The organism is Amycolatopsis sp. NPDC026612 (assembly GCF_040638285.1).
In the GTDB taxonomy this organism is placed as follows: domain Bacteria; phylum Actinomycetota; class Actinomycetes; order Mycobacteriales; family Pseudonocardiaceae; genus Amycolatopsis.
Window position 1 is genome coordinate 23079 of sequence record NZ_JBEZYB010000064.1, and the last position, 21513, is coordinate 44591.

At 70.7% G+C, this 21513-nt stretch carries 20 protein-coding genes; 11 read left to right on the forward strand and 9 right to left on the reverse strand.

What is annotated here, in order from left to right; genetic code table 11:
- The first annotated feature begins 109 nt into the window (after window positions 1–109).
- From AB0F15_RS35375 to AB0F15_RS35395, 5 genes are all read left to right on the forward strand, one after another.
- Entirely contained in the window at window positions 110–1657 is a 1548-nt protein-coding gene (locus tag AB0F15_RS35375) for a cellulase family glycosylhydrolase (RefSeq protein ID WP_360280226.1), read from the forward strand.
- Window positions 1658–1668: 11 nt separating this feature from the next.
- Window positions 1669–2721, forward strand: coding sequence for a cellulose binding domain-containing protein (locus AB0F15_RS35380; RefSeq protein WP_360280229.1), 1053 nt, complete (start codon window positions 1669–1671; stop codon window positions 2719–2721).
- Between the two features lie 411 nt (window positions 2722–3132).
- Entirely contained in the window at window positions 3133–3606 is a 474-nt protein-coding gene (locus AB0F15_RS35385; RefSeq protein ID WP_360280231.1) for a sigma factor-like helix-turn-helix DNA-binding protein, read from the forward strand.
- A gap of 66 nt (window positions 3607–3672) precedes the next feature.
- Window positions 3673–4899 carry an ABC transporter substrate-binding protein gene (locus AB0F15_RS35390; RefSeq protein WP_360280234.1) on the forward strand — a complete coding sequence of 409 codons (1227 nt, stop codon included), beginning with the start codon at window positions 3673–3675 and terminating at the stop codon, window positions 4897–4899.
- 78 nt (window positions 4900–4977) lie between these two features.
- A complete protein-coding gene (locus AB0F15_RS35395; RefSeq protein WP_360280237.1) occupies window positions 4978–6579 on the forward strand; it encodes a hypothetical protein in 1602 nt (533 codons plus the stop codon).
- A 37-nt stretch (window positions 6580–6616) separates the two neighbouring features.
- Here AB0F15_RS35395 and AB0F15_RS35400 read toward each other — a convergent pair whose 3' ends face one another.
- Window positions 6617–8743 (reverse strand): tetratricopeptide repeat protein, encoded by a 2127-nt coding sequence (locus tag AB0F15_RS35400; protein ID WP_360280240.1) that lies wholly within the window; start codon window positions 8741–8743, stop codon window positions 6617–6619.
- A gap of 136 nt (window positions 8744–8879) precedes the next feature.
- Here AB0F15_RS35400 and AB0F15_RS35405 point away from each other — a divergent pair, with 136 nt between their 5' ends.
- The 3 genes from AB0F15_RS35405 (at window position 8880) to AB0F15_RS35415 (ending at window position 11934) form a co-directional block, all read left to right on the forward strand.
- Complete coding sequence (locus tag AB0F15_RS35405; protein WP_360280242.1) at window positions 8880–9686, forward strand: serine hydrolase; 807 nt, start codon at window positions 8880–8882, stop codon at window positions 9684–9686.
- A gap of 194 nt (window positions 9687–9880) precedes the next feature.
- Window positions 9881–11032 carry a thioester domain-containing protein gene (locus tag AB0F15_RS35410; RefSeq protein WP_360280245.1) on the forward strand — a complete coding sequence of 384 codons (1152 nt, stop codon included), beginning with the start codon at window positions 9881–9883 and terminating at the stop codon, window positions 11030–11032.
- A 155-nt stretch (window positions 11033–11187) separates the two neighbouring features.
- Window positions 11188–11934 (forward strand): alpha/beta fold hydrolase, encoded by a 747-nt coding sequence (locus tag AB0F15_RS35415; RefSeq protein ID WP_360280248.1) that lies wholly within the window; start codon window positions 11188–11190, stop codon window positions 11932–11934.
- Between the two features lie 58 nt (window positions 11935–11992).
- Here the strand turns inward: AB0F15_RS35415 and AB0F15_RS35420 are convergent, their stop codons facing one another.
- Together AB0F15_RS35420 and AB0F15_RS35425 are read right to left on the reverse strand one after the other, a co-directional pair.
- Window positions 11993–13009: a glycoside hydrolase family 19 protein gene (locus AB0F15_RS35420; protein WP_360280278.1), complete on the reverse strand. Its 1017-nt coding sequence runs from the start codon at window positions 13007–13009 to the stop codon at window positions 11993–11995.
- Window positions 13010–13360: 351 nt separating this feature from the next.
- Window positions 13361–13609 carry a hypothetical protein gene (locus AB0F15_RS35425; RefSeq protein ID WP_360280251.1) on the reverse strand — a complete coding sequence of 83 codons (249 nt, stop codon included), beginning with the start codon at window positions 13607–13609 and terminating at the stop codon, window positions 13361–13363.
- 313 nt (window positions 13610–13922) lie between these two features.
- Here AB0F15_RS35425 and AB0F15_RS35430 point away from each other — a divergent pair, with 313 nt between their 5' ends.
- Both AB0F15_RS35430 and AB0F15_RS35435 read left to right on the forward strand, forming a co-directional pair.
- Window positions 13923–14099 (forward strand): zf-HC2 domain-containing protein, encoded by a 177-nt coding sequence (locus AB0F15_RS35430; RefSeq protein WP_360280253.1) that lies wholly within the window; start codon window positions 13923–13925, stop codon window positions 14097–14099.
- 45 nt (window positions 14100–14144) lie between these two features.
- Entirely contained in the window at window positions 14145–14786 is a 642-nt protein-coding gene (locus AB0F15_RS35435) for a methyltransferase domain-containing protein (protein ID WP_360280256.1), read from the forward strand.
- A gap of 52 nt (window positions 14787–14838) precedes the next feature.
- On the opposite strand, the gene AB0F15_RS35440 is transcribed toward AB0F15_RS35435, so the two are convergent.
- Complete coding sequence (locus AB0F15_RS35440) at window positions 14839–15786, reverse strand: AsnC family transcriptional regulator (protein ID WP_360280259.1); 948 nt, start codon at window positions 15784–15786, stop codon at window positions 14839–14841.
- Window positions 15787–15894: 108 nt separating this feature from the next.
- Here AB0F15_RS35440 and AB0F15_RS35445 point away from each other — a divergent pair, with 108 nt between their 5' ends.
- Window positions 15895–17253, forward strand: coding sequence for an MFS transporter (locus tag AB0F15_RS35445; RefSeq protein WP_360280263.1), 1359 nt, complete (start codon window positions 15895–15897; stop codon window positions 17251–17253).
- On the opposite strand, the gene AB0F15_RS35450 is transcribed toward AB0F15_RS35445, so the two are convergent.
- The 5 genes from AB0F15_RS35450 to AB0F15_RS35470 form a co-directional block, all read right to left on the reverse strand.
- Window positions 17247–17654 carry a hypothetical protein gene (locus AB0F15_RS35450; RefSeq protein WP_103336986.1) on the reverse strand — a complete coding sequence of 136 codons (408 nt, stop codon included), beginning with the start codon at window positions 17652–17654 and terminating at the stop codon, window positions 17247–17249. The genes AB0F15_RS35445 and AB0F15_RS35450 overlap by 7 nt on opposite strands.
- Before the next feature lie 44 nt (window positions 17655–17698).
- Window positions 17699–18568 (reverse strand): oxidoreductase, encoded by an 870-nt coding sequence (locus tag AB0F15_RS35455; RefSeq protein ID WP_360280265.1) that lies wholly within the window; start codon window positions 18566–18568, stop codon window positions 17699–17701.
- Window positions 18569–18947: 379 nt separating this feature from the next.
- Window positions 18948–19661: a MerR family transcriptional regulator gene (locus AB0F15_RS35460; RefSeq protein ID WP_360280268.1), complete on the reverse strand. Its 714-nt coding sequence runs from the start codon at window positions 19659–19661 to the stop codon at window positions 18948–18950.
- Between the two features lie 24 nt (window positions 19662–19685).
- Window positions 19686–21110 carry a serine hydrolase domain-containing protein gene (locus tag AB0F15_RS35465; RefSeq protein ID WP_360280270.1) on the reverse strand — a complete coding sequence of 475 codons (1425 nt, stop codon included), beginning with the start codon at window positions 21108–21110 and terminating at the stop codon, window positions 19686–19688.
- Window positions 21111–21167: 57 nt separating this feature from the next.
- On the reverse strand, window positions 21168–21513 hold a 346-nt coding region (locus tag AB0F15_RS35470), incomplete at its 5' end, for a glycoside hydrolase family 3 N-terminal domain-containing protein (RefSeq protein ID WP_360280273.1).

Sequence of the window (21513 nt, forward strand, 5' to 3'; positions counted from 1 at the left end):
TTGGTGATTGACAACCCCGGGCCGGGAAGCGACGGTGTGGGCGGGCGTCTGGGAACGCTCCCAGAACTGTCGCCCCGTGGCCGACGTCAGTGTGCACAAGGGAGTGCCGATGTGGGTAAGAGCCGGAAAACGTTCTGTCGTCCTTGCGGTTGCGGGGCTCGCGGCCGCCGCGGGGGTCGTCACGTCGACGACGGCGGTGTCCTCGGCGAATGAGTCCAGCGCGGCGTTCGCCTGCCGCGTCACCTACTCGGCCAACGATTGGGGAAGCGGTTTCAGCCTCGCGCTCGGGATCGCCAACGTCGGCTCGGCGGCGGCCAACGGCTGGACGCTGACCTACTCCTACGCCGGCAACCAGACGCTCCAGCAAGGCTGGAGCGGGACGTGGACGCAGTCCGGCAAGAAGGTCACCGTGACCAACGCGAGCTGGAACGGCACCATCCCCGCCAACGGTTCCGTCACCGTCGGCGCGAACTTCTCCTACAGCGGCACCAACGCCACGCCCACCGACTTCGCGGTCAACGGCGCCGCGTGCACCGGAACGCCGCCGACCACGGCCACGACGCCCAGCACGCTCCCGACGACGCCCACCACACCGACAACGCCCACCACCACCACCACCACCACGCCACCCCCGCCCGGCCCGGCGCCCGCGTTGCACGTTTCGGGCAACAAGCTGCTGACCGCCGACGGGCGGACCTACCGGCTGCTCGGCGTCAACCGCTCCAGCGGCGAGTTCGCCTGCGTGCAGGGCAAGGGCGTGTGGGACAGCGGCCCGGTCGACCAGGCTTCGGTCGACGCGATGAAGGCCTGGAACATCCACGCGGTGCGGATCCCGCTGAACGAGGACTGCTGGCTCGGCCTGTCCGGCACGCCCAGCGGCGCTCCCTACCAGCAGGCCGTCAAGGACTACGCGAAGCTGTTGGAGGCCAACGGGATCAACCCGATCCTGGACCTGCACTGGACGCACGGCCAGTACACCGGCACCAGTTCGGCCTGCACCGACGCCACCGCGACCTGCCAGAAGCCGATGCCGGACCGGCAGTACACCCCCACCTTCTGGACCCAGGTGGCCACCGCGTTCAAGGGTGACAACGCCGCGGTGTTCGACCTGTTCAACGAGCCCTACCCGGACGCGGCCAACAACTGGTCCGACGCGGCCGCCGCGTGGCGGTGCTTGCGCGACGGCGGCACCTGCACCGGGATCGGCTACACCGTTGCGGGGATGCAGGAACTCGTCGACGCCGTCCGCGCGACCGGCGCGCAGAACGTGCTGATGACCGGCGGCCTGACCTGGACCAACGACCTGACGCAGTGGCTGACCTACCGTCCCACCGACCCGGCGGGCAACCTGATGGCGTCCTGGCACTCCTACAACTTCAACGCCTGCATCACGGTGTCCTGCTGGGACAGTCAGATCGGGACGGTCGCCGCGCAGGTGCCGGTGCAGGCCGGGGAAATCGGCCAGAACAGCTGCGCCCACGACTACATCGACCAGGTGATGGCCTGGCTGGACGCGCACAACCTCGGGTACACCGCCTGGACGTGGAACCCCTGGGGCTGCAGCGGCGGCAACGTGCTGATCGAGGACTTCAACGGCACGCCGACCAAGACGTTCGGTGAGGGCTTCCGGGCCCACTTGCTGGCCGTCAAGCCGTGAAGGGTGCCGGGATGCCGAAGCGGCTGTCCGCGCTGATCGCGGCCGTCGTCGCGGTGCTGGGTGTCACGCTGGCGCAGCCGGCCGTCTCGGCCGCCGCCCCGGTGCGGATCATGCCGCTGGGTGACTCGATCACCGCCGGCCCCGGCTGCTGGCGGGCCCTGCTCTGGGACCGCCTGCAGCGCACCGGGTACACGAACATCGACTTCGTGGGCTCGCAGCCCGGCGGCGGTTGCTCGGTTCCGTTCGACGGGGACAGTGAAGGGCACGGCGGCTACGCGGCGACCGGGATCGCGGACCAGAACCAGCTGCCGCCGTGGCTGGCGGCGGCCAAGCCCGACATCGTGCTGATGCACCTCGGCACGAACGACCTGTGGGGCGGCACGATCGGCACCGACGCGATCCTCGCCGCGTACTCGAAGCTGGTCGACCAGATGCGGGCGAGCAACCCGGACATGAAGATCATCGTCGCGCAGATCATCCCGATGGAGCCGAGCGGCTGCACCGGCTGCGCGCAAGGGGTGGTCGCGCTGGACCACGCCATCCCGGGCTGGGCGGCCGCGAAGACGACCGCGCGGTCGCCGATCACCGTGGTGGACCAGTGGACGGGCTTCTCGGCGGCGGCGGACACCTCCGACGGCGTGCACCCGATCGACTCGGGCTTCCAGAAGATGGCCGACCGGTGGTACCCGGCGGTGGCGGCGGCCCTCGGCACGCCGGTTCCGCCTTCGTCGACCACGCCGACGAGCACCACCCCCGCACCCGGTGGCTCGTGCACCGCGACCTACCGGGTGACCGGCCAGTGGACCGGCGGCTTCCAGGGTGAGGTGAGCGTCCGCAACGGCACGTCGGCACCGACCTCGGCCTGGACGGCAACGTTCACCTTCGACGGCGGCCGGCAGGTCAGCCAGGCGTGGAACGCCACGGTCGCCCAGGACGGGACGGCGGTGACGGCCCGCAACGCGACCTGGAACGGAACGTTGAACGCGGGCGCGTCGGCCACGTTCGGCTTCCTGGCGAGCGGAAGCACGGGAACCACCCCCGCGGTCAGCTGCACGGCCGGCTGAGGAGCGGGTTCCGGATAGTTGCCGGACGGCGAGCGCCTGCACGGGATTCGTGCAGGCGCTCGCTGTCGTGGCCGGACACTTCCGTTGATTTCGGAATTATCCACCGTTCGAGTGAACCGTGGCGCAGGTTCGCGCAGTTGATCTTCGCCGGTCGACTTCCTGGTGTGCGGCTGTTCCGGACCGGGAGTGAATGTCGGGTGATTGCCTTCGTTGGCGTGGATTTGTCCAGGATTTGACCTAGCCGGTTCTCCTGGCCGACGGGGAAACTGTCGGCGACCAGCGCACGGCGACTTCGTCGCCGCTGGCCGACGGCAGTGGAAAGTCTGGTGAATGGTGAAAGGCAATCCGAGCGTGGTCGACGAAAGACGGGTCGCAAGGGGGAGAACTTCCCTCGAAAAAAAGTTCGAGAAAATGTATCCGGTGTTGCGGGCGAGAGTGCACCGGTTCGCCAGGTACCGCGCCGGCTGGCTCGACTGCGACGAAATAGCCGACGCGGTGATCGAGCGGCTCTGGGAGCGGATCCGCGGACCGGGAACCGCGGTCCGGGAACTGGAAGCGATGGCGATCGCCATCGCTTCCAACGTGGTGAAGGACGCGATCAAGAAGAAGCGGCCGCTGTACACCGAAGACATCGCGGGTCTCGTCAGCGGGGCGGCCTTCGGGCCGCTGCCGGACCGGGATCGGTTCCTCGACCTGCTGGCGGCCATCGGGCGGCTCGAGCCCGAGTTGCGAGAGCCGCTGATGCTCGTCTACCTCGACGAGCTGTCCGTGGTGCAGGCGGCGCGCGTCCTCCGGGTCGGCCGGGATGTGGTGCGGCGCCGGGTCGAGCGGGCGCTGGCGGAACTCCGCCGGCTGCTGGGGGACGGCCCGCCCGGCCCGGCCTGATTTTTCGTTGGGTGGTTTGTGGAAGGGGAGTGCGAAGTGAGAATTTCGTGGTGGCGATCCAAGACGATGGATGCCGGATCCGCGGACGATCTCGAGGGCCGGCTTGCCGAGCTCGGGGAAGCGATGTTCCAGGCGTCGTACGCCAGGAACGACCCGGCCCGCCAGCGCGAATTCCTGGAAGGGCTCTTCGCGGGGACGCGAAGCCGCGATTCCTCGTTCGTTTCGATCGTCGAGGGCCGGGACCACCTGGACGAGGCGGCCGAGTTCGCACGGGCACCCGCCCCGGCTTTCGGTGCCGCGCGGCGGAAACGCCGGCCCCTGGTGATCGCCGTCGCCGCGGCGGTGCTCCTCCTGGTGGCGGGGATCTGTTACGGCGTCCTGCGGTCGTCCCGGTCGGGCGGCCCCGGTGAAGGAGTCGGCGAGGCGGCCAAACTCCGGATCGGACTGCTGAACGTCGTGGACACCGCTCCTTTTTACCGCGCGCTCGACCAGGGCTATTTCAAGGACGAGCACATCGACGTCGAGATCGAGAAGTTCCACGGCGGGCCCGACGCCATCAGGGAGCTGGCGGAGAAGAAGATCGACATCGCCTTCACCAGCTACCCCGGCGCCCTGAGGGCGCAGGCGAGCGGGATAGCCGACCTCAAGATCGTCGCGGCGGCCTACACGGCTCGCAACAGCCACCTCATGCTGATGGGGCTCCCCGACGGCCCGCTGACCCACGCGCGTGAGGCGCCGGGCAAGCGCATCGCGGTGACCGCGACGGGCTCGATCTCGGACATCGGCACCACGCTGGCGCTGCGTGACGCCGACGTCGACGCGAAGTCGGTCGTCTGGGTGGCGATGTCCATGGACGACATGCTCGGCGCGCTGAAGCGAGGCGACATCGACGGTGCCGTCATGGCGGAGCCCTACGTGACGCAGGCGGAGCAGGGGGCCGGTGCCGTGCCGGTGCTCGACGTGACGCTGGGCCGCACCGCCTTTCTGCCGCTGTCCGGCTGGTTCGTCACCGAACAGCAGGCGGAAAGCCAGGCGAAGGTCATCCAGGAGTTCCAGCGCGCACTGGCGCGCGGGACGCGGGACGTGCAGAAGCGCGACAACCGGGATTCGGTGCTGATCCGGTACCTCGGCGTGGACCCGGCGCACGTGGACGACGTCCGCATCGCGACGTTTCCCGAGACGGTCGATCCGGCCGAAATCCAGAAGGTGGCCGACCTGATGCGGGTCAACGGGTACCTGGACGGGCCGGTCGACGTGCAGAAAATGGTGCTCCACTGGCCGAGCGCCGGCTGAGGGTGGACTGGACGGGATGGCCCGCCGGCCGTCCCGTCCGCTCCTTGTCGATCACTGTGGATTCGAGGAGTGTGGCTCGTGCCGGTATTCGTCGCTTACGCGCATGACGAGCGGGGCAGAGCGCTGGCCGGTGCGCTCGTGTCGATGTTGCGCAGTCACGGCATCACGGTGATCTGGGACCGCGATCTCAAGGAACAGAACGTGGTCTCGCAGGGGGCCTGGATGGCCAAGGCGATCGCCGAAAGCGTGGTCATCTGCGTTCTTTCCGCCGATTTCGTGGAGTACTTCGGCCGTACCGCAGAGTGTTCCGCACACCGCGGGGTCAGGTTCGAGAGCTTTCTGATCATCCAGAAGTTCTACGACCACGTGCGGTCGACCCACTGCCCGATCATCCCCGTCGCGGACCGGGACTTCGTGGCGGAGTCGGCACCCGGCATCCTGGCGGGCATCCCGATCAGCAGGCTCGGGAAGGACCTCCGAGAGGGGGTTGAGGAGATCGTCCGGCGGATCCGGCACGTCGAGTCGGCCGCGCCGGCTCCACCGCCGCCACCGCGAAAACTGCCCGACATCGTCAGTGACCTCGAATCGGTGGAGCGCCCGGACGCTCCGGGCCCCGACCTCGTTCGTGAGTGGCTGCGCTGCCTGGCCACCACGCCGGTCGATCCCGGTGAGTTCGTCGGCACGTTCCCCGCCGTGGAGAACGTCATCCGCGGTTCTGTGGGCGACCGGCTGATGCAGGAGGTCGCCGATCGGTGTGTCGCGGTGCTGCACATGATGCCCGCCGGTCCGCACGGGCCCGGCGGGAAGGCCAGAGCCCTCATCGTGGGTCCGGCCTGGTTGCTGCGGCGGCGCCGGGAGTTCGGGCTGGCGGCCAAGGTCGTGCAGGAGGCCGTCGGCATCGCGGAGGAGGCCGGCGACGACTCCACCGCGGCGCTCGGTTACGCCTGCCTGGGGCACGTGCACCGGGAGCTGGCCGAAGACGCGCCAGGCCGGCAGCGCGCGGAGCACCTCCGGGTCGCCGGGGAAAGCGTCAAGAAGGCGGTCAAGCTGCTGCGGCGGCAAGGTGACCGCAGCGGCCGCATCGGCGCTTGCCACCACGTGCACGCGTACGTCCGGTGGAGCCGGTACCAGATGCTCGGCGAAGCGCGCTCGCTGAGAGCGGCGGACCGGCTCGCGGAGAAGGCGGCGCGGCAGCTGAGCGTGGCGGGGCTGCCGATCCACCACGAGCTGCTGTTGCTGCGCGCGGAGATCGCCGCCGCCCGGGGTGCCGTCCAGCGCGCGGGTGACCTGGCCGATCGAGTCGTCCGGACGCTCACGGCGCAGCCGGGCGGGTCGGCCGCGTTCTCGGGCCTGGTCGGGCGGGCGCACCTGGTGCTGGCCCGGATCCGCCGGCACACGGCACCGGCGAAGGCGGCGAAGCTCGCCGAAGAGGCGTTCAAGGTGTTCGATCGCGTGCCGATGCCGCGGCTCGCCGACCTGAGCCGGTGGATGCTCGTCACGCTCGATCCCGGCGCCTCCGGCCTGACCCCGCGGGACGTCCGCTACCTGGAGAAGCTCTGCCAGGACCCCGGGCTCCGCCTGCGAGCGGTGGCCGAACGGCGCCGTCGGGTCGACGACTGCGTCCGGCGGCGCCGGACGGTGCGGGGGGAGTGGCGCGACATCCTGAAGGCGGTCGGCTGAACGTGGACGCCGGGTCCGTGCACGGTGGTGGCGGGGCTCAAGTCCCGTCCCGGTCCGGGGCGAGCCTCGCGCGCACCCGGTCGGCGTCGTGACGGCGGTTCTGCGCGGCGTACAGCTCGTACGCCGTGTGCAGCGCCCGCGAAGCTGCTTCGTGCTCCCCCAGTTCCTCCAGCGCGGTGGCGAGGTTTTCGTTGAGCTCGGCGCGGGCGAAGTGGTTGCGGAATTCGTCCGCGAGGGCCAGTGCGTCGGAGTACAAGGTGGCGGCTTCGCGTGGGCGCCGGGTCTGGAGGGCGATGTACCCCAGGGATTCGAGGGTGGCGACCCGGCCGCTCGGGTTGTCGTTTTCGGTGTGGAGCTCCAGCGCTGTGCGGCAGCAGGTCTCGGCGGCCGCGAAGTTCCGCAGCTGGGCGTGTTGCCGTCCCTGGGCGTTCAACGAGTGGGCCTCGCCGACGGGATTCCCCTCGAGGCGGTAGAGCTCGAGCGCCGAGGTGGCGTGGTCGAGGGCGGAACGGTGCCGGCCGAGCAGCGAATAGACCCGTTGCAGATCGTGGTGTGCGTGCGCCTGTCCCGTCGCGGAGCCGGCCCTCGTCTCGACCGCCAGGGCCTCCAGAAGGGCGGCTTCGGCCTGCGGCAGCTCACCCGCCCGGGTGTGCGCTCGTCCGAGCTGCCGCAAGGCCGACGCCCGCAGCCGCGGCGATCCCGTGGCTTCGGCGGCCGCGAGGCCGATTTGCGAGGTCGCCACGTTCTCCTGCGAGTAGCCGCGCCGGTACTGGTAGGTGTCCAGCCCGTGGGACATGTGCCAGGCCGCTTCGTGCCACAGTGCGTCCATGGCCGTCCTCTGCACGGTCAGCAACGTCTGGTGTTCCTCGTCGAACCAGTTCAGCGCCGCCTGCTCGTCCTTCGGCAAGGCGCGCTCGGTGCCGCTGGGCGGGCGCGGCGGCGAAGGCGCGATCCGGTGGGGGTAGAGCAGGAGGTCGGCGGCGCGCGCGGCAGCCGCGTGGAAATCGACCACCCGGTGGAGTGCTTCTTCGCGGTACCGGGCGGTCTCCTGCGTGTGCAGGAGCTCGGTCGCGTAGGCGCGCACCAGGTCGTGCACGCGAAAGCGGTGGGGCTGGTACCGCTGGACCAGGTTGGCGGTCTCCAGCGACCGCAGGTGCTTCTCCACCTCCACGAGGGGACGATCCAGCAGGCAGGCGATGGTGACCGTGCTGAATTCGGCGAGCGGGGTGAGGCCGAGCAGCCGGAACGTCCGTGCGGTGGCTTCACCGAGGGAGGCCACCGACCACGACAGCACGGCTCGGACGTCCGAGGCGTCGTCGCCCGCGTTGAACGCGTCGAGCATCGTGGACTCCTCACGGAGTTCGTCGGCGAGGATCGACATCGGGAAGCTCGGGTTGTCGGCGATGCGCGACGCGACGAGCGCCAGTGCCAGTGGCAGACCGCCGCAGCGCCGGATCACGGCGGCCGTCGCCGGGAAGTCGGCTTCGAGCAGATCCTCGGAAAGCTGGCGGCTCAGCAACTGCCGTGCCCCGGCCGGGGAAAGCGGCGCGAGCCGCAAGCTCGTCGCGCCCCGGAGGCGCAGGGCGGGCAGGTGACGGCGAGCCGTCACGACGACCGCGCACGAATCCGCTCCGGGAAGCAGGGGCAGCACCTGGTCCGCGTCCCAAGCGTTGTCGAGGAAGATCAGCATCCGCCTGGAAGCCACCGAACTGCGGTAGAGCGCGGCGGCCGTGTCCAGATCCGGCGGAAAGACGTTCGGGTCGGTGCGCAGGGCCAGCAGGAAGCCGCGCAGGATCGTTTCCGGACGTGCGGGCGCCGCGTGCGGGTCGAAGCCCCGCAGGTCGGCGTAGAGCTGCCCGTCGGTGAAGTACGCCGCGTGGCGGTGGGCCCACCGCAGGGCCAGCGTCGTCTTGCCGACCCCCGCGATGCCCTCGACGACGGCGAGCGGCGGCCCGCCGGCGGCGTCGCCGTCGACGAGGATGGTGGTCAGCTCGGTCCATTCCCGCTCCCGGCCGATGCACCACGGGGGCGCCATGGGGAGCTGCTGCGGCCCGGAGGCCCGCTGCGCCGGCGGGCCGGCCCGGGCGTCGCCGGTGCCCCGTTCGCCGCGGAGGGCCTTGGTGACTTCGGCGAAGCCGAGCGGCTCGTGTGGTGCACCAGCCATGGCTCCCCGATCCGAAGGTCGTTCCCCGGCACGACGTGTGCCCGTTCCATGGTGCCGGGTGGGTCTCGTGCTGAGCAGCCCCATTCGTGCGAGTCTTCCGGGTGGAAACAGCCACTCGTCGTCACCGGGGGACCTCATGGGCAAGCTCCTGCTCATCGCGGTGCTGGCGGCTCTCGCGCTGGTGCCGGCCGCGGACTCCGGTGCGCGCGCACCCGTCGACCGGGAACTGCGGGCCCGGTTCGCGCGGGCGCAGGCCTACGCCGACAGCCGGCCCGGGGAGACCGGGATCGTGCTCCGGGACCGGTGGACCGGCGCCGTCTACCGCAGCCCGGCCGCCGGGACGCTGATCTGGGCCTGCTCGACGCCGAAGCTGGCCATGGCGGTCGACCTGCTGCTGCGTGCCGACTCCGGCGCGATCACCCTGACCGCCGAGGACCACGACCTGATGCACCGGATGCTGCACTCCAGCGATGACGACGCCGCGCACGTGCTGTGGACCCGCTTCGGCGGCGAGGCCGGGTTCGCCCGGTTTCCGGCGTACGGCCTGACCGACATGCGGTTCAGCGACCGGCACCCGCACCACTGGGGCTGGATCCTCACCACGGCGAACGACCTGGACCGGCTGATCGGCTACGTCCTGACGCGCCTGCCCCCGCGGCACCGCGACTACCTCGTCCGGGAGCTGCGCACCGTGGACGTCAACCAGCAATGGGGCGTCTGGGGCGCAGGGGAAGCCGCGCGGCCGGGAAACAAGAACGGCTGGTCCGACGACAACGACGACGGTTCGTGGATCATGAACTCGGTCGGCTTCGTCGGCCCGGGCGAGCGCTACACGCTGGCCCTGATGAACAACACCCAGGTCGTCGTGAACGGCGAAGAGGCCGGCCGGGAAACCACCACCCGGATCGCCGGAATCCTGTTCCACGGGTATTTCGGCCGCTGACATCCGGTGCCCGTTCGGGGACTTTTCCGACGAATCCGTGTTTGGAGGGGCACCGTGTGTAGCCCTGTGGGGTCTGTGTAAGCTCCGATGTCGCTTGACCGGGTGATCACTCACTCGAATCAGTGGCCGTCGTGGTCGGGGATTGTGATCTCACGCGGCCCTAACGGCGCGGTTCGGGCTCGGATAGGAGATTTATGCAGGTGAGGTCAGCTCTCGTGCGTGGCGGGATCGCGGTGCTCGCCGCGGCCGTCGCGGTCATGGTCGGCGCCCCCTCGGCTCTCGCGGACGACGGCGCCGCGCGCGGCCGCGTCAGCGAGAACGCGGGCACGGTCGGCTACCGGATCAACCTCGACGGCGGTGGTGACTACATCACCAAGCTGTTCGGGTTCAAGCTGTCGGACGGCAGCGCCCTGAAGCTCTACTGCGTGCAGATCACCGTCGGCATGCGCACCGACGTGGACATGGTCGAGCGGCCGTGGAACAAGTACCCCGCCGCGGACTCGCCCTTCCAGAAGAACAGCGACAAGATCAACTGGGTGCTGCACCACGGCTACCCGGGTGTCAAGCTGGACGCGCTCGCGGACGCCCTCGACAAGCAGGGCGTCAAGGCGCACGACGGCATCTCCGAGCGCGAGGCGATCGCCGCGACGCAGTCGGCGGTGTGGCACTTCAGTGACGGCGTGAACCTCAACCTCACGAAGCCGCTGGCCGAGGCCAACCCGGCCGAGGCCAACGCCGACGTCGCCGCGCTGTACAGCTACCTGATCGGCGACCAGAACAAGGGCCTCGGCGCGCAGCCGAAGCCGACGCTGAACATCGCGTCGCCGAAGACCGAGGGCCACGCCGGCACCAAGATCGGCCCGTTCGAGGTCGCCACGTCCGGTGACATCACGTCGCTCACGACCGAGCTGCCCGAGGGCGTCAAGGTCACCGACACCGACGGCAAGGAGCTGAAGACCGCGGACGTCAAGGACGGCAGCAAGCTGTTCGTCGACGTCCCGGCCGGCACCAAGCCGGGCAACGGGTCGTTCGCGCTGAAGGTCACCGGCGAGCTGGACACCGGCCGCCTGTTCGTCTCCGAGAACTACGCGAAGCAGCCGGCGCAGTCGCTGATCGTCGCCGACTCGGAGAAGACCCAGGTGGCCGCGAAGGCGGCCGCGAGCTGGACCGAGGCCGCTGCCGTGCCGAGCTCGGCGGCGCCCACCACGCCCGGCGGTGCCCAGTCCGGTGGCGGCGACCTGGCCAACACCGGTGTCGACGCCGCGGTTCCGTTCACCATCGGCGGCCTGCTGCTCGGCGGCGGCGCACTGATGCTGCTGCTGAACCGGCGCCGCAGCCGCGCGTAAGAAAGCACCACCGAACGGAGCCGGTCCACTGTGGACCGGCCCCGTTCCGTGTCCGGCACCCGGCGATCTTCGGGACGTACGGGCCCCCCTGCCGGCCCCCGGGCTGCGCACGTTAGGGGTCGACGCCGGCCCGGCGGCCTGCCAGATTGGAGGCCATGACGATTTCCCTCGACGCTTCGGAGTGGGTCCGGCGCTTCCACCCGGCGCCGGCCGCCGCGGCGCGGCTCGTGTGCTTCCCGCACGCCGGGGGAGCGGCGAGCTACTTCCTCCCCGTTTCGGCGGCGCTGGCGCCCGCGGTGGAGGTGCTGGCCGTGCAGTACCCGGGCCGTCAGGACCGGTACGCCGAAGCCCCGGTGGACGACCTGTTCGTGCTGGCCGACCGGCTGGCGGACGTGCTCGCCGCGGAGACGACCGGACCGGTGGCGTTCTTCGGCCACAGCATGGGCGCCAGCCTGGCGTTCGAGGTCGCGCGGCGGCTCGAAGCCCGCGGCACCCGGCTGCTTTCCCTGTTCGTTTCCGGCCGCCGCGCGCCTTCGGCGGTCCGCGACGAGCGCGTCCACGAAAAGGGCGACGAAGAACTGCTGGCCGAGGTCAAGCGGCTCGGCGGCACCGACGCGGCGGTGCTGGACGACGAAGACATCCGCAGCATGGTGCTCCCCGCGCTGCGCAGCGACTACAAGGCCGCGGAGCTCTACCGCTACCGGCCCGGCCCGGACGTCAGCTGCCCGATCGTGGCGCTGGTCGGCGACCGCGACCCGAAGGTGACCGAGGCCGAGGCGCGGCAATGGGCGGAGCGCACCTCCGGGGCGTTCGAGCTGAAGACGTACCCGGGCGGGCACTTCTACCTCAACGACCACGCCGCCGCGGTCATCCGGCTGATCGGCGACCGGCTCGCCCGCTGAGCAAACGGGCGGGGTGCGCCGTGGCCCGGCGCACCCCGCCCGTGTCAGCTCGGCGGGTTCAGCAGTAGAGGTTGGCGCCGGGGTCGACGCCGAGGACCGAGCTGATCTGGCGGTACTTCGAGACGCGGCTCTCGACCTGGGCGGGGTTGCCGCCGTTGCACTCGATCGAGCCGTTGATGCTGCGGATGGTTTCCCCGAAGCCGCGGCCGTCGACCATCGCGTTGTGCGGGGTCATGGTGCCGGGACCGCTCTGGGTGTTCCAGTACCAGAGCCCCGTCTTCCAGGCGACGGCCGCGTTCTGTTCGACCTGCCAGGGGTTGCCGAGCAGGTCGATGCCGAGTGCGTCGCCGGCGGCCTTGTAGTTGAAGTTCCAGCTGAGCTGGATCGGGCCGCGGCCGTAGTACGCCGCTTGGCCGGCGGGGCAGCCGTAGGACTGGCTCCAGTCGCAGTAGTGCGGGTAGTTGGCGGTGTTCTGCTCGACGATGTAGACGAGCCCACCGGTTTCGTGGTCGACGTTGGCGAGGAACGCGGCGGCTTCCTGCTTCTTGACCGTGTCGCTGCCGGTGGTGGCGAAGCCGGGGTAGGCGGAGAGCGCCGCGGTGAGGCCGCTGTAGGTGTAGAAGGAGTTCCGGCCCGGGAAGATCTGGTTGAACTGGGCTTCGCTCACGACGAACGCGCCCGGGTTGCCGGGGTCGGTACCGCCGCCGCAGCTGTAGGGCTCCCAGTACCAGGTGCTGATGATCGGGTCGTAGCCCGGGTTGGCGTTTTTGGCGCGGTAGTAGCCGCCGTTGGTGTAGCGCACGATCGCGCCGACGTCGTACCACTGTCCGGCCACCCAGTTCGGATAGCTGCAGGTGGTGCCGCCCCCGCCGTCACAGCTGTAGGGCTCCCAGTACCAGGTGCTGATGATCGGGTCGTAGCCCGGGTTGGCGTTTTTGGCGCGGTAGTAGCCGCCGTTGGTGTAGCGGACGACCGCGCCGACGTCGTACCACTGTCCCGCGACCCAGTTCGGCGCGCTGCACACGGCGGCGGCTGCCTGCGGGGCTTGCCCGGCGAACGCAGGCACGCCGAACACGAGCCCGGCTACGGCGGCGACAGCGGACAGGACCGCGACAAGACGTCTTCTCAAGATTCGTTGCTCCTTTCGACCGAAAGTGACAACGATCACTAGAGCAGATTGGTCTAGTCCAGTCAAGAATCGCGGCGTTCCGGGCAACGGTTCTGCGCGAACGTCCCTTCGCCGGCCGGCGCGGTTCTCGCCGGCCTTGCGCGAATGCGGTCCCTGGTTCGCTTTTCGCAGGGAAAGCACGGCGAAGCGGGCCGGTTTCCGCACGGCGGCTGCGCTGCTTTTCCGGGGTGCCCGGGGAACGGGTCTTGCGCGTGGGGCGAGCGACGCGGCGCCGTGGCCGCGTGCCCGCCCGGCACGTCACCGCGCTTGCGGAATTCTCACCTGCGCGGCCGGGGTGATGTGCAGGATGCGCTGCAGTCTCGCCCGGCCCAGCCGGTGGAGCATCTCCCCGAGCTCCTCCGGCGCGATGCTCTCTTCGAGGTCGAACCGCGTCGTCCGGACGACGCGGTCGATCTCCGAGGCGGGAAGCCGCCCCGCGAACTCCCCGGCCAGCCACACCCCGACCTCGTCCACGACGTCGTCCGCCCGGTGGCTCCGTACGGTCATCGCTCTCCTCGTTTCGGATCGCCTTCTTGCCCACGTCGGAGCCGGAAAATCCCGGGCCGACGCAGGACCGACGAGCGAGCGGGGGAGCCATGACGCCGAATCGGCGAAGTCGGTCACACAAAAGCTTTCCGTGTTCGGTCGGGTGAAATCCGTGACCATCGCCGTCACTCACATGGGCTGTTCACCTTCCGGAGTTGTCGGCCGATCGGGTAGAAATCCGCGGAACTTTGCCGGTGGCGCGTCCCGCTCGGGACCCTGGAGACGTCGGATAGTGCAGGCGTTCCTCGCGGGACGCGGAACGGAGACGCGATCCATGGGCCGGTACGACCGGACCGACCTCGGGGCGTACAGCCTGGGGTTGCTCGACGCCGCCGAGACGGCACGGGTCGAGCGGCACCTCGCGGCGTGCCCGGACTGCCGCCAGGAGGTCCGGGGGTTCGAAGCCGTCCGTGGCCTGCTCGACCACCTGGTCGAGGTCAAGTCCACTTAGGACACTCACCTGGTTTTGTCGGTGTCCGCCGCTACGGTGCGCGCCGTGACCGATGACCAGTTCCTCGACCCGACCCGGGCCACCTACGCCATCGTGGCCGGCAGTTATGACCGGTTCGCCCCACCCATCGCCGAAGACCTCCAGGACCGCGCGCTGCTCACCGCGTTCGCCGACCTCGTCCGCGCGGACGGCGGCGGGCCGGTCGCCGACCTCGGCTGCGGCACGGGCCGCGTGACGGCGTTCTTGGCCGCGGCGGGCCTCGACGTCTCGGGCGTCGACCTGTCGCCGGAGATGCTCGCCATCGCCCGCCGCGACCACCCTGGCCTGCGGTTTTCCGAGGGGTCGCTGCTCGGGCTCGACCTGCCGGACGGCGGCCTGGCCGGTGCGGTGGCGTGGTATTCGATCATCCACACCCCGCCCGAGCGGCTGCCGTCCGTGGGCGCCGAGCTGTTCCGCGTCCTGCGCCCGGGTGGCCACCTGCAGCTCGCCTTCCACGTCGGCGACCGTCGGCACCACCGGACCGACGGCTACGGGTACGAAGGGTTTTCGCTGGACATCTACTGGCTGCCGGTCGACCGGGTCTGCGAGCTGGTGACCGGCGCGGGCTTCGAGGTGCTGACGCAGGTGCTGCGGGATCCGGCCGCGCGGGTGCCCCAAGGGCGGGTGCTGGCCCGAAAACCGGCCTGACGTGCGCGGAAGGCCGGATCAGCCCGGATTGCGGCCTTCCGCGGCTTCCCGCTCAGCGGGAGGCGGCGGCCTTGACGGTACGCAGGACCGGCGCCGTCTCCAGCGTCCGGATGGCGTCGAGCGCGCCCAGCCGGTGGGTCAGGTAGTGGTGCAGCGCGGCCGCGTCCGGGCAGAGCGCCTGCGCGACCAGGTTCGCCGGGCCGGTCGTCGCGGCGACGAGCGCGAGCTCCGGGTGCGTCGCCAGCGCCTTCGCCACCCGCTCGAGGTGGGCCGGGGCGACCGCCATCCAGAGCAGTGCCTGCGTCGTCGCGCCCAGCGGAGCCGGGTCGATCTCCAGGTCGAAGAACACCGTGCCGCCCGCTTGGAGGTCGGCCAGCCGGCGCGCGACGGTCGCCGCGGACCAGCCGGTGGCCGTCGCCAGGTCGGCGAGGCCCGCGCGGCCGTCCCGCTGGAGCGCGGCCATCAGCGCGTCGTCGTCGCCGGTCAGCGGCTTGCCCGGGCCGACACTCACCGGGGTGAGCGCCGCGATCTGCACCGCGTCGAGGGCGTTCGCCCGGCCGAGCCACGCCGTCGGGCCGCCGAAGTAGCGGTGCAGCAGCTGGTGCGCCGACACCGCCGTGACGCTGGCGGTGCGCGGGATGTCCCGCAGCAGCGGCGAGTGGTCGCTCGCGGCGGGCGTGTGCACGTTCACGCAGATCTCGGTGCCACCGGACATGAGTTTGATCCACGCCGTGTCGGCTCGGCGTGCGAGCGCTTGGGCGAGGTCCTGCGCCGTGTGCGGGGTCGCGGTCAGGCGGACCATCCACTCGGCCTGCCCGGCGCGTTGCGGGTCCGGGAGCCCGACGACGCGAAGCGACGCCTCGGCGCGGAGACGGCGGTAGCGCCGCGCCACCGTCTGCGTCGAGACTCCGAGGACGTCACCGATCTTCTTGAACGGCGCCCGCGCGTCGATGTGCAGCGCGTGGATCAGCGCGCGGTCGACGGCGTCCAGGGTGGTCATATCCCTCATTCAACCGCATGTAGTGGAAGAAATCCTCTACCTAACCCGCAAAGGTGGAATCTGCAAGGGGCAAGTCGGCAGGGTGGGTCCGGACGAAAGGAGACACCCTTGCCGACCACGACGCGTCACCGGCGGCGCTGGGCCGCACTGGCCGTGCTGCTCGTCGCCGAGGCGATGAACCTGCTCGACGCCACGATCGTGCAGGTCGCCGGCCCGGCCATCCACGCCGACCTGCCCGGTCCGGCTGCGGACATCCCCTGGTTCAGCGCGGCTTACACCCTGCCGTTCGCGGCCTTCCTCGTCACCGGCGGCCGGCTCGGCGACATCTTCGGCCGGGCCAAGGTCTTCCGGGCCGGCGTGGCGGGTTTCGTGCTCGCTTCGCTGGTCTGCGCGGTCTCCGGCGGAGCCGGGCTGCTGATCGGGGCCCGCGCGGTCCAAGGTGCGGCGGCGGCGCTGATCATCCCGCAGACCATCGGCCTCATCCGCGCCCTTTTCGACGGCGACGAACTCGCGAAGGCCCTGGGCACCATCGGGCCGGTGATGGGGCTGTCCGCGGTCACCGGGCCGCTGCTCGGCGGGCTGCTGACGGAGGCGGTGTCCTGGCGGGCGGTGTTCCTGGTGAACGTCCCGCTCGGGCTCGCGGTGCTCTTCGCCGCGCGGCTGCTGCAGGAGGACCGGGCCGCCACCCGGCCCCGGCTCGACCTCACCGGCGCCCTGCTCGTCGCCGCCGGTGCCGGGCTGCTCGTCTATCCGCTGATCGACCCCGCGGGGACGGACCCGGTGCTGCTCGCGGCCGGGGCGGCGCTGCTGGTGGTGTTCGGCTTCCACCAGCGCCGGGTGGCCGCACCGCTGGTCGAGCGGGGCCTGTTCGCCCACCGCGGGTTCCCGGGAGCGCTCGCCGGGTCGCTGCTCTTCTTCGCGGTGATGACGGGACTGATGCAGGTGGTGCCGATGCAGCTCCAGCTCGGGCTCGGCGCCGACGTCCGCACCGCGGGCCTGACGCTGGTGCCGCTCTCGGCCGGGCTCGCGGTGTCGTCGTACTCCGCAGGCGCCTGGCTGGTGCCGAGGTTCGGGGCGCGCGTGATGTTCGCGGGGCTGGCCCTGCTGCTGACCGGGATCGCCGCCGCCATCGCCGTGTACGCCGGCGGGGTGCCCGCGTACCCCTGGCCGCTGCTGGGTGCGCTGGCGTTGTGCGGCCTCGGGATGGGGACGTTCACGGTGCCGTTCTTCACCGCGGCCCTGCACCGGGTCCGGCCGCACGAGACGGGCTCGGCGGCCGGGCTGCTCAACGCGGTGCAGCAGCTCGGCGGCACCCTGGGCGTCGCCATCCTCGGCGGGCGCTACCTCGCCACCGGCTCGGCGGCCGCGGCGCTCGGCCTGGGAGCCGGGCTGGCCGTGGCCGCCGCCGTCGCGGTGGTCCCCCTGTCGGCCGGGAGTCCCGGCCGGGCGAGCAGACCGGCTCAGTAGTCGTCGCGGCCGGTGAACTGCTGCTCCAGCAGTTCGGCCGCGCCGGCGACCAGCTCGAGGGGGTCGGTGAACTCGTTGATGTCGAGGTTGATCAGCGGGAGCGAGTGGCGGAGCACGACGTGCTCGCCCATCACCGCGAGCCCGCCCACCACGATCGCCTCGCCGACCTCGGTCAGCACCTCGAGGAGGTCGACCTCGTCGTGCCGGGCGAACGGCGTGGCGATCTGGACCCAGTCCTCGCGCTGGTCGAGGATCTCGCGGGCGATGACCACGATCTGGGCCCGCTGTTCGGTGTCGGGATCGTCGCCGAACACGAGGCGGATGCGGAGTTCGTCGGGCTCGTCACGCACCACCCGGTACGACTCCCTGATGTAAGCGACCAGATCGCCCCACTCCGCCACGCGCTTCTCCGTCCTCGTGCTTGTGTGCGCGCTCAGCGTAGCGATCAGGCCGTGCCGATCCGGTCGAGATCCGCGAGAACGTCGGCGGGCAGTTCGAGATCGGCGGCGGCGAGGTTCTCCCGCAGGTGCCCGGGCGACGACGTGCCGGGGATCAGCAGCATCGACGGCGACCGCCGCAGCAGCCAGGCGAGCGCGACCTGCATCGGCGTGGCGCCGACCCGGGCGGCGCAGTCGTCGAGCAGCCCCGACTGCAGCGGGCTGAACCCGCCGAGCGGGAAGTACGGCACGAAGGCGATCCCCTCGGCGGCGCACTTGTCGACGAGATCGTCGTTTTCGCGGTGGGCGAGGTTGTACTGGTTCTGCACGCAGACGACGGGCGCGATCGCCTTCGCTTCGTCGAGCTGCCCGGCGCTGACGTGGCTGACACCGAGGTGCCGCACGAGCCCCTGCTGCCGCAGCTCGGCGAGCACCCCGAAGGGTTCGGCGAGCGACATCGGCACCGGGTAGTCACCGGCGGCGTTGCTGAGCCGCAGGTTGACGACGTCGAGCGCATCGACGCCGAGGTTCCGCAGGTTGTCGTGCACGGCCTGGGTGAGCTCCTCGGCCGACAGGGCGGGCGGCCAGCCCTTGTCCTCGCTCCGCCGAGCCCCCACCTTCGTCACGATGACCAGCGATTCGGGGTAGGGGTGCAGGGCTTCCTTGATCAGGGCGTTCACGGTGTGGGGGCCGTAGTAGTCACTGGTGTCGAGGTGGGTGACCCCGCGCTCGACGGCTTCCCGCAGCACGGCGACGGCGGTGTCGTGGTCCCGCGGCGGCCCCCACACGCCGGGACCGGCCAGCTGCATGGCGCCGTAACCCATGCGGGCCACGGGGAGTTCGCCGCCGAGGGTGAAGGTGCCGCCGAGATTCGCCATGCCGCTCCTCGCTCCGGATGCTCTTGCCGGAAAGTCTAAGGCTTGGCCACCGCCGTCGCCCCGCATCGGCCGATCAGCGAGCATCGTCGGGTACGTCTGCCGCGAGCGCCGAGTCGCGAGACATTCCGCTGGCGCAGCCACTTTCCGTTTTTGTCGGTGGTCGCCGGTAGCGTGTGAATCGGGGCTGCTCGCGTCGCCGCGCCGCGATTTCCCTTGTGCCGCAACAAAAATAGCGACCAGAAATTCTCTCCCGAGTTCACTCGATTCGGTGGTGACCTTCGAACCTGTGTTCGGTAACGTCTTTGGTGTGACTACGACGACTCAGCCCGATTTGCTTGTCCCCCAACACATGTGCCCGGTCAAGGCGACCGGCGAAGCCTCACGGCTGTTCCATCAGCCGGGCAAGACGAGCCCAGGCCGGCGAAGACCCGCCGGGCAAGGACTGCGCGGCCAACCGCGCGATGGTGGCGTCCCCGACCGTGTGCGGCTCGGCTCTCCCGGCGAACCAGTTCCGGGTGCGGTCCGCGAGCGCGGGCAGGCGGGGATCGTCCGGCGCCCAGTCGTAGGCGGCGTCGTGCTCGAGGCAGAGCGCGCGAAATTCGGGGTCCAGCAAGAGATCCCGCTTTTCGGCGAGCCACCTGGCGGCGTCCTCCGGCGAGGCTGTCTGCATGAGGATCCAGCCGTCGCGTTCCAGCCGCAGGTGACGCTCGCTGACACCGAGCGCGCGCAGATCGTCGAGGTAGCCGGCCACGTCCGGCGAGACGAAAAGCCGGTCGCCGCCCCGCAGCTGGGCGAGCTGCTCGCGCGTCCGCCGCAGCTGCTCGATGCGCTCCTCGAGGTCGTCGTCGATCTCGGCGATGGCGGCCGCCAGTGTGTCCTCGCCCGCGTCGAGGAGGTCCTTGATCCGGGCCAGCGGCACCCCCGCGGCGGCCAGCGTCCTGATCTTGACCAGGTCGATGGCGTGCTGGGCCGTGTAGCGCCGGTAGCCGGACGAGTCGCGGCCGGGCTCGGCGAGCAGGCCGCGCTGGTGGTAGTGCCGGACGGCTTTGACGGTCACCCCGGCGTAGTCCGCGAGCTTGCCGATCGTGATCATGCGCGCATCCTTCCAGTGCACCGGTCAGTCTCGCCGGGTCAGTCGGCCGCCGCCGTTGCGGAAGCGCGCCCGGCCGTCGCGGACGTCGTGGTAGGAGACGAGCAGGAGGCGGAGGTAGCCGTCGAACGTCTCCGGCGGGTATCCGGCGGGCGCGAAGAGACCGGGGCGGATCGGCGTGTAGCGCTGCGGTGGCGCCGAGGTCGCACCGCCGGCGAACGCGGTGAAAATCCGCTCCTGCGATTCGTCCGCCGGCTCGTACGTCATCCGCTCTTCGAGCAGGCCGTCGACGGCGCTGACGTCGATGCGGAGCTGGTTGGAGCGGTAGGTGCCCACGTAGGGGGCGAGGTCGACGTCCTGCGCCGGTTCGGTGAGCAGGGCGGGGACCGGGACACCGAGGTGCTCGCGCAGCAGCAGCTGCAGGAGCTGGTCGTGCAGCACGATCGCCCCGGGAGTGTTGCCGAAGGCGGTGAAGACCAGGTCGTGCGCGGGCACGACGCAGAGGATGGCCACACCACCGGGCGACGCACCCGACATGGCGAGCACGGTCGTGTCGCCGAACGGGTACCGGACCCAGCCCAGTCCCATCGGCGGCACGTTCGGCGTGGCCATGTCGTGCGAGACCTGCTGCATCAGCGCGGCCGATCCGGTCATGAGGACACGGGCACCGGACGGCGACACACCACCCGCGAGGTGCGTGCGCCCGAAGGCGAGCAGGTCGGCGACGGTGCCGATCGGCGTGCCACCGGCGGGTCCCCAGGTGTCGGGCAGCATGAACATGCCCGCCGGCCTGGCCGTCTGAGTGCCGGGGTCCGGGAAGTGACCGATCGCGGTACTGCGCAGGATGGCCTGGGCGGCGGAGGTGCTGGAGTCCTTCATGCCGGCGGGGGCGTAGACGTCGCGCTCGAGCAGCTCCGGGAAGGGCAGTCCGGTGACCACTTCCAGCAGCCGGCCCGCGACGATCATGCCGCCGTTGGAGTAACTGAGCTGCTCGCAGGGCTCGAAGAGGGTGCCGCAGCTGCTCGCCAGGCCCTCGACGTACGTTTTCAGGGCGTCACGACCCCGGGCGTCGGGGAAGTAGAGGTCCGCGTCGATGCCGTTGGTGTGCGAGATCAGGTGCCGGACGAGGATCCGGTCGGCCGCGCCGGGCGTGCTCAGCGCGAATTCGGGGAGGTACTTCGTGACCGGTGCGTCCAGGTCCAGCTTCCCGCGTTCGACCTGCTGGAGGACCAGCGTGGTGGTCATGACCTTGGTCACCGAGCCGAAGAGGAACCCGGTGTCTTCGCGCATCGGAGCACCGGTGGCGGCGTTCGCGGTGCCGTGGGCGACGACGATCCGGTCGCCGGCGTGGTGGACGCTGGCGACGAACCCGGGGACGTGGTTCACCTCGCAGTAGGCGGCGATCTGTTCGCGGATGCGGGCTTCGAGGGTGTGCAGTGCGTTCTCGGTCATGCGAACCATCGTCGAACCCTGCCCCAGGGGCAGGGTCAAGCCGGACGCCGCGGGAATTCAGCAGAGACCCTTGCCCCGCAGTACCCGCGTCACCGACTCCTGCACCTGCGTCTTCGGCAACTCCCCGGTCTGCACGGCCTTCACCAGCCGGTCCAGCACCTCGTCCACCCGGCCCCCGGAGGACCACAACGCCTCGTCCGCTCCGGCCTGCAAGGCCTTGAGCACCGCCTCCGGCAGCGAATACTGCGCGGTGATCGCCTTCATCGCCCCGAGGTCGTCCGTCACCACCGGCCCGGTGAAGCCGAACTCGCCGCGCAGCAACCGGTACGCGGCCGGCGACAGGGAAGCCGGGACCCCGTCGGTCAAGCCGGGCACGTCGAGGTGACCGACCATCACCGCGACC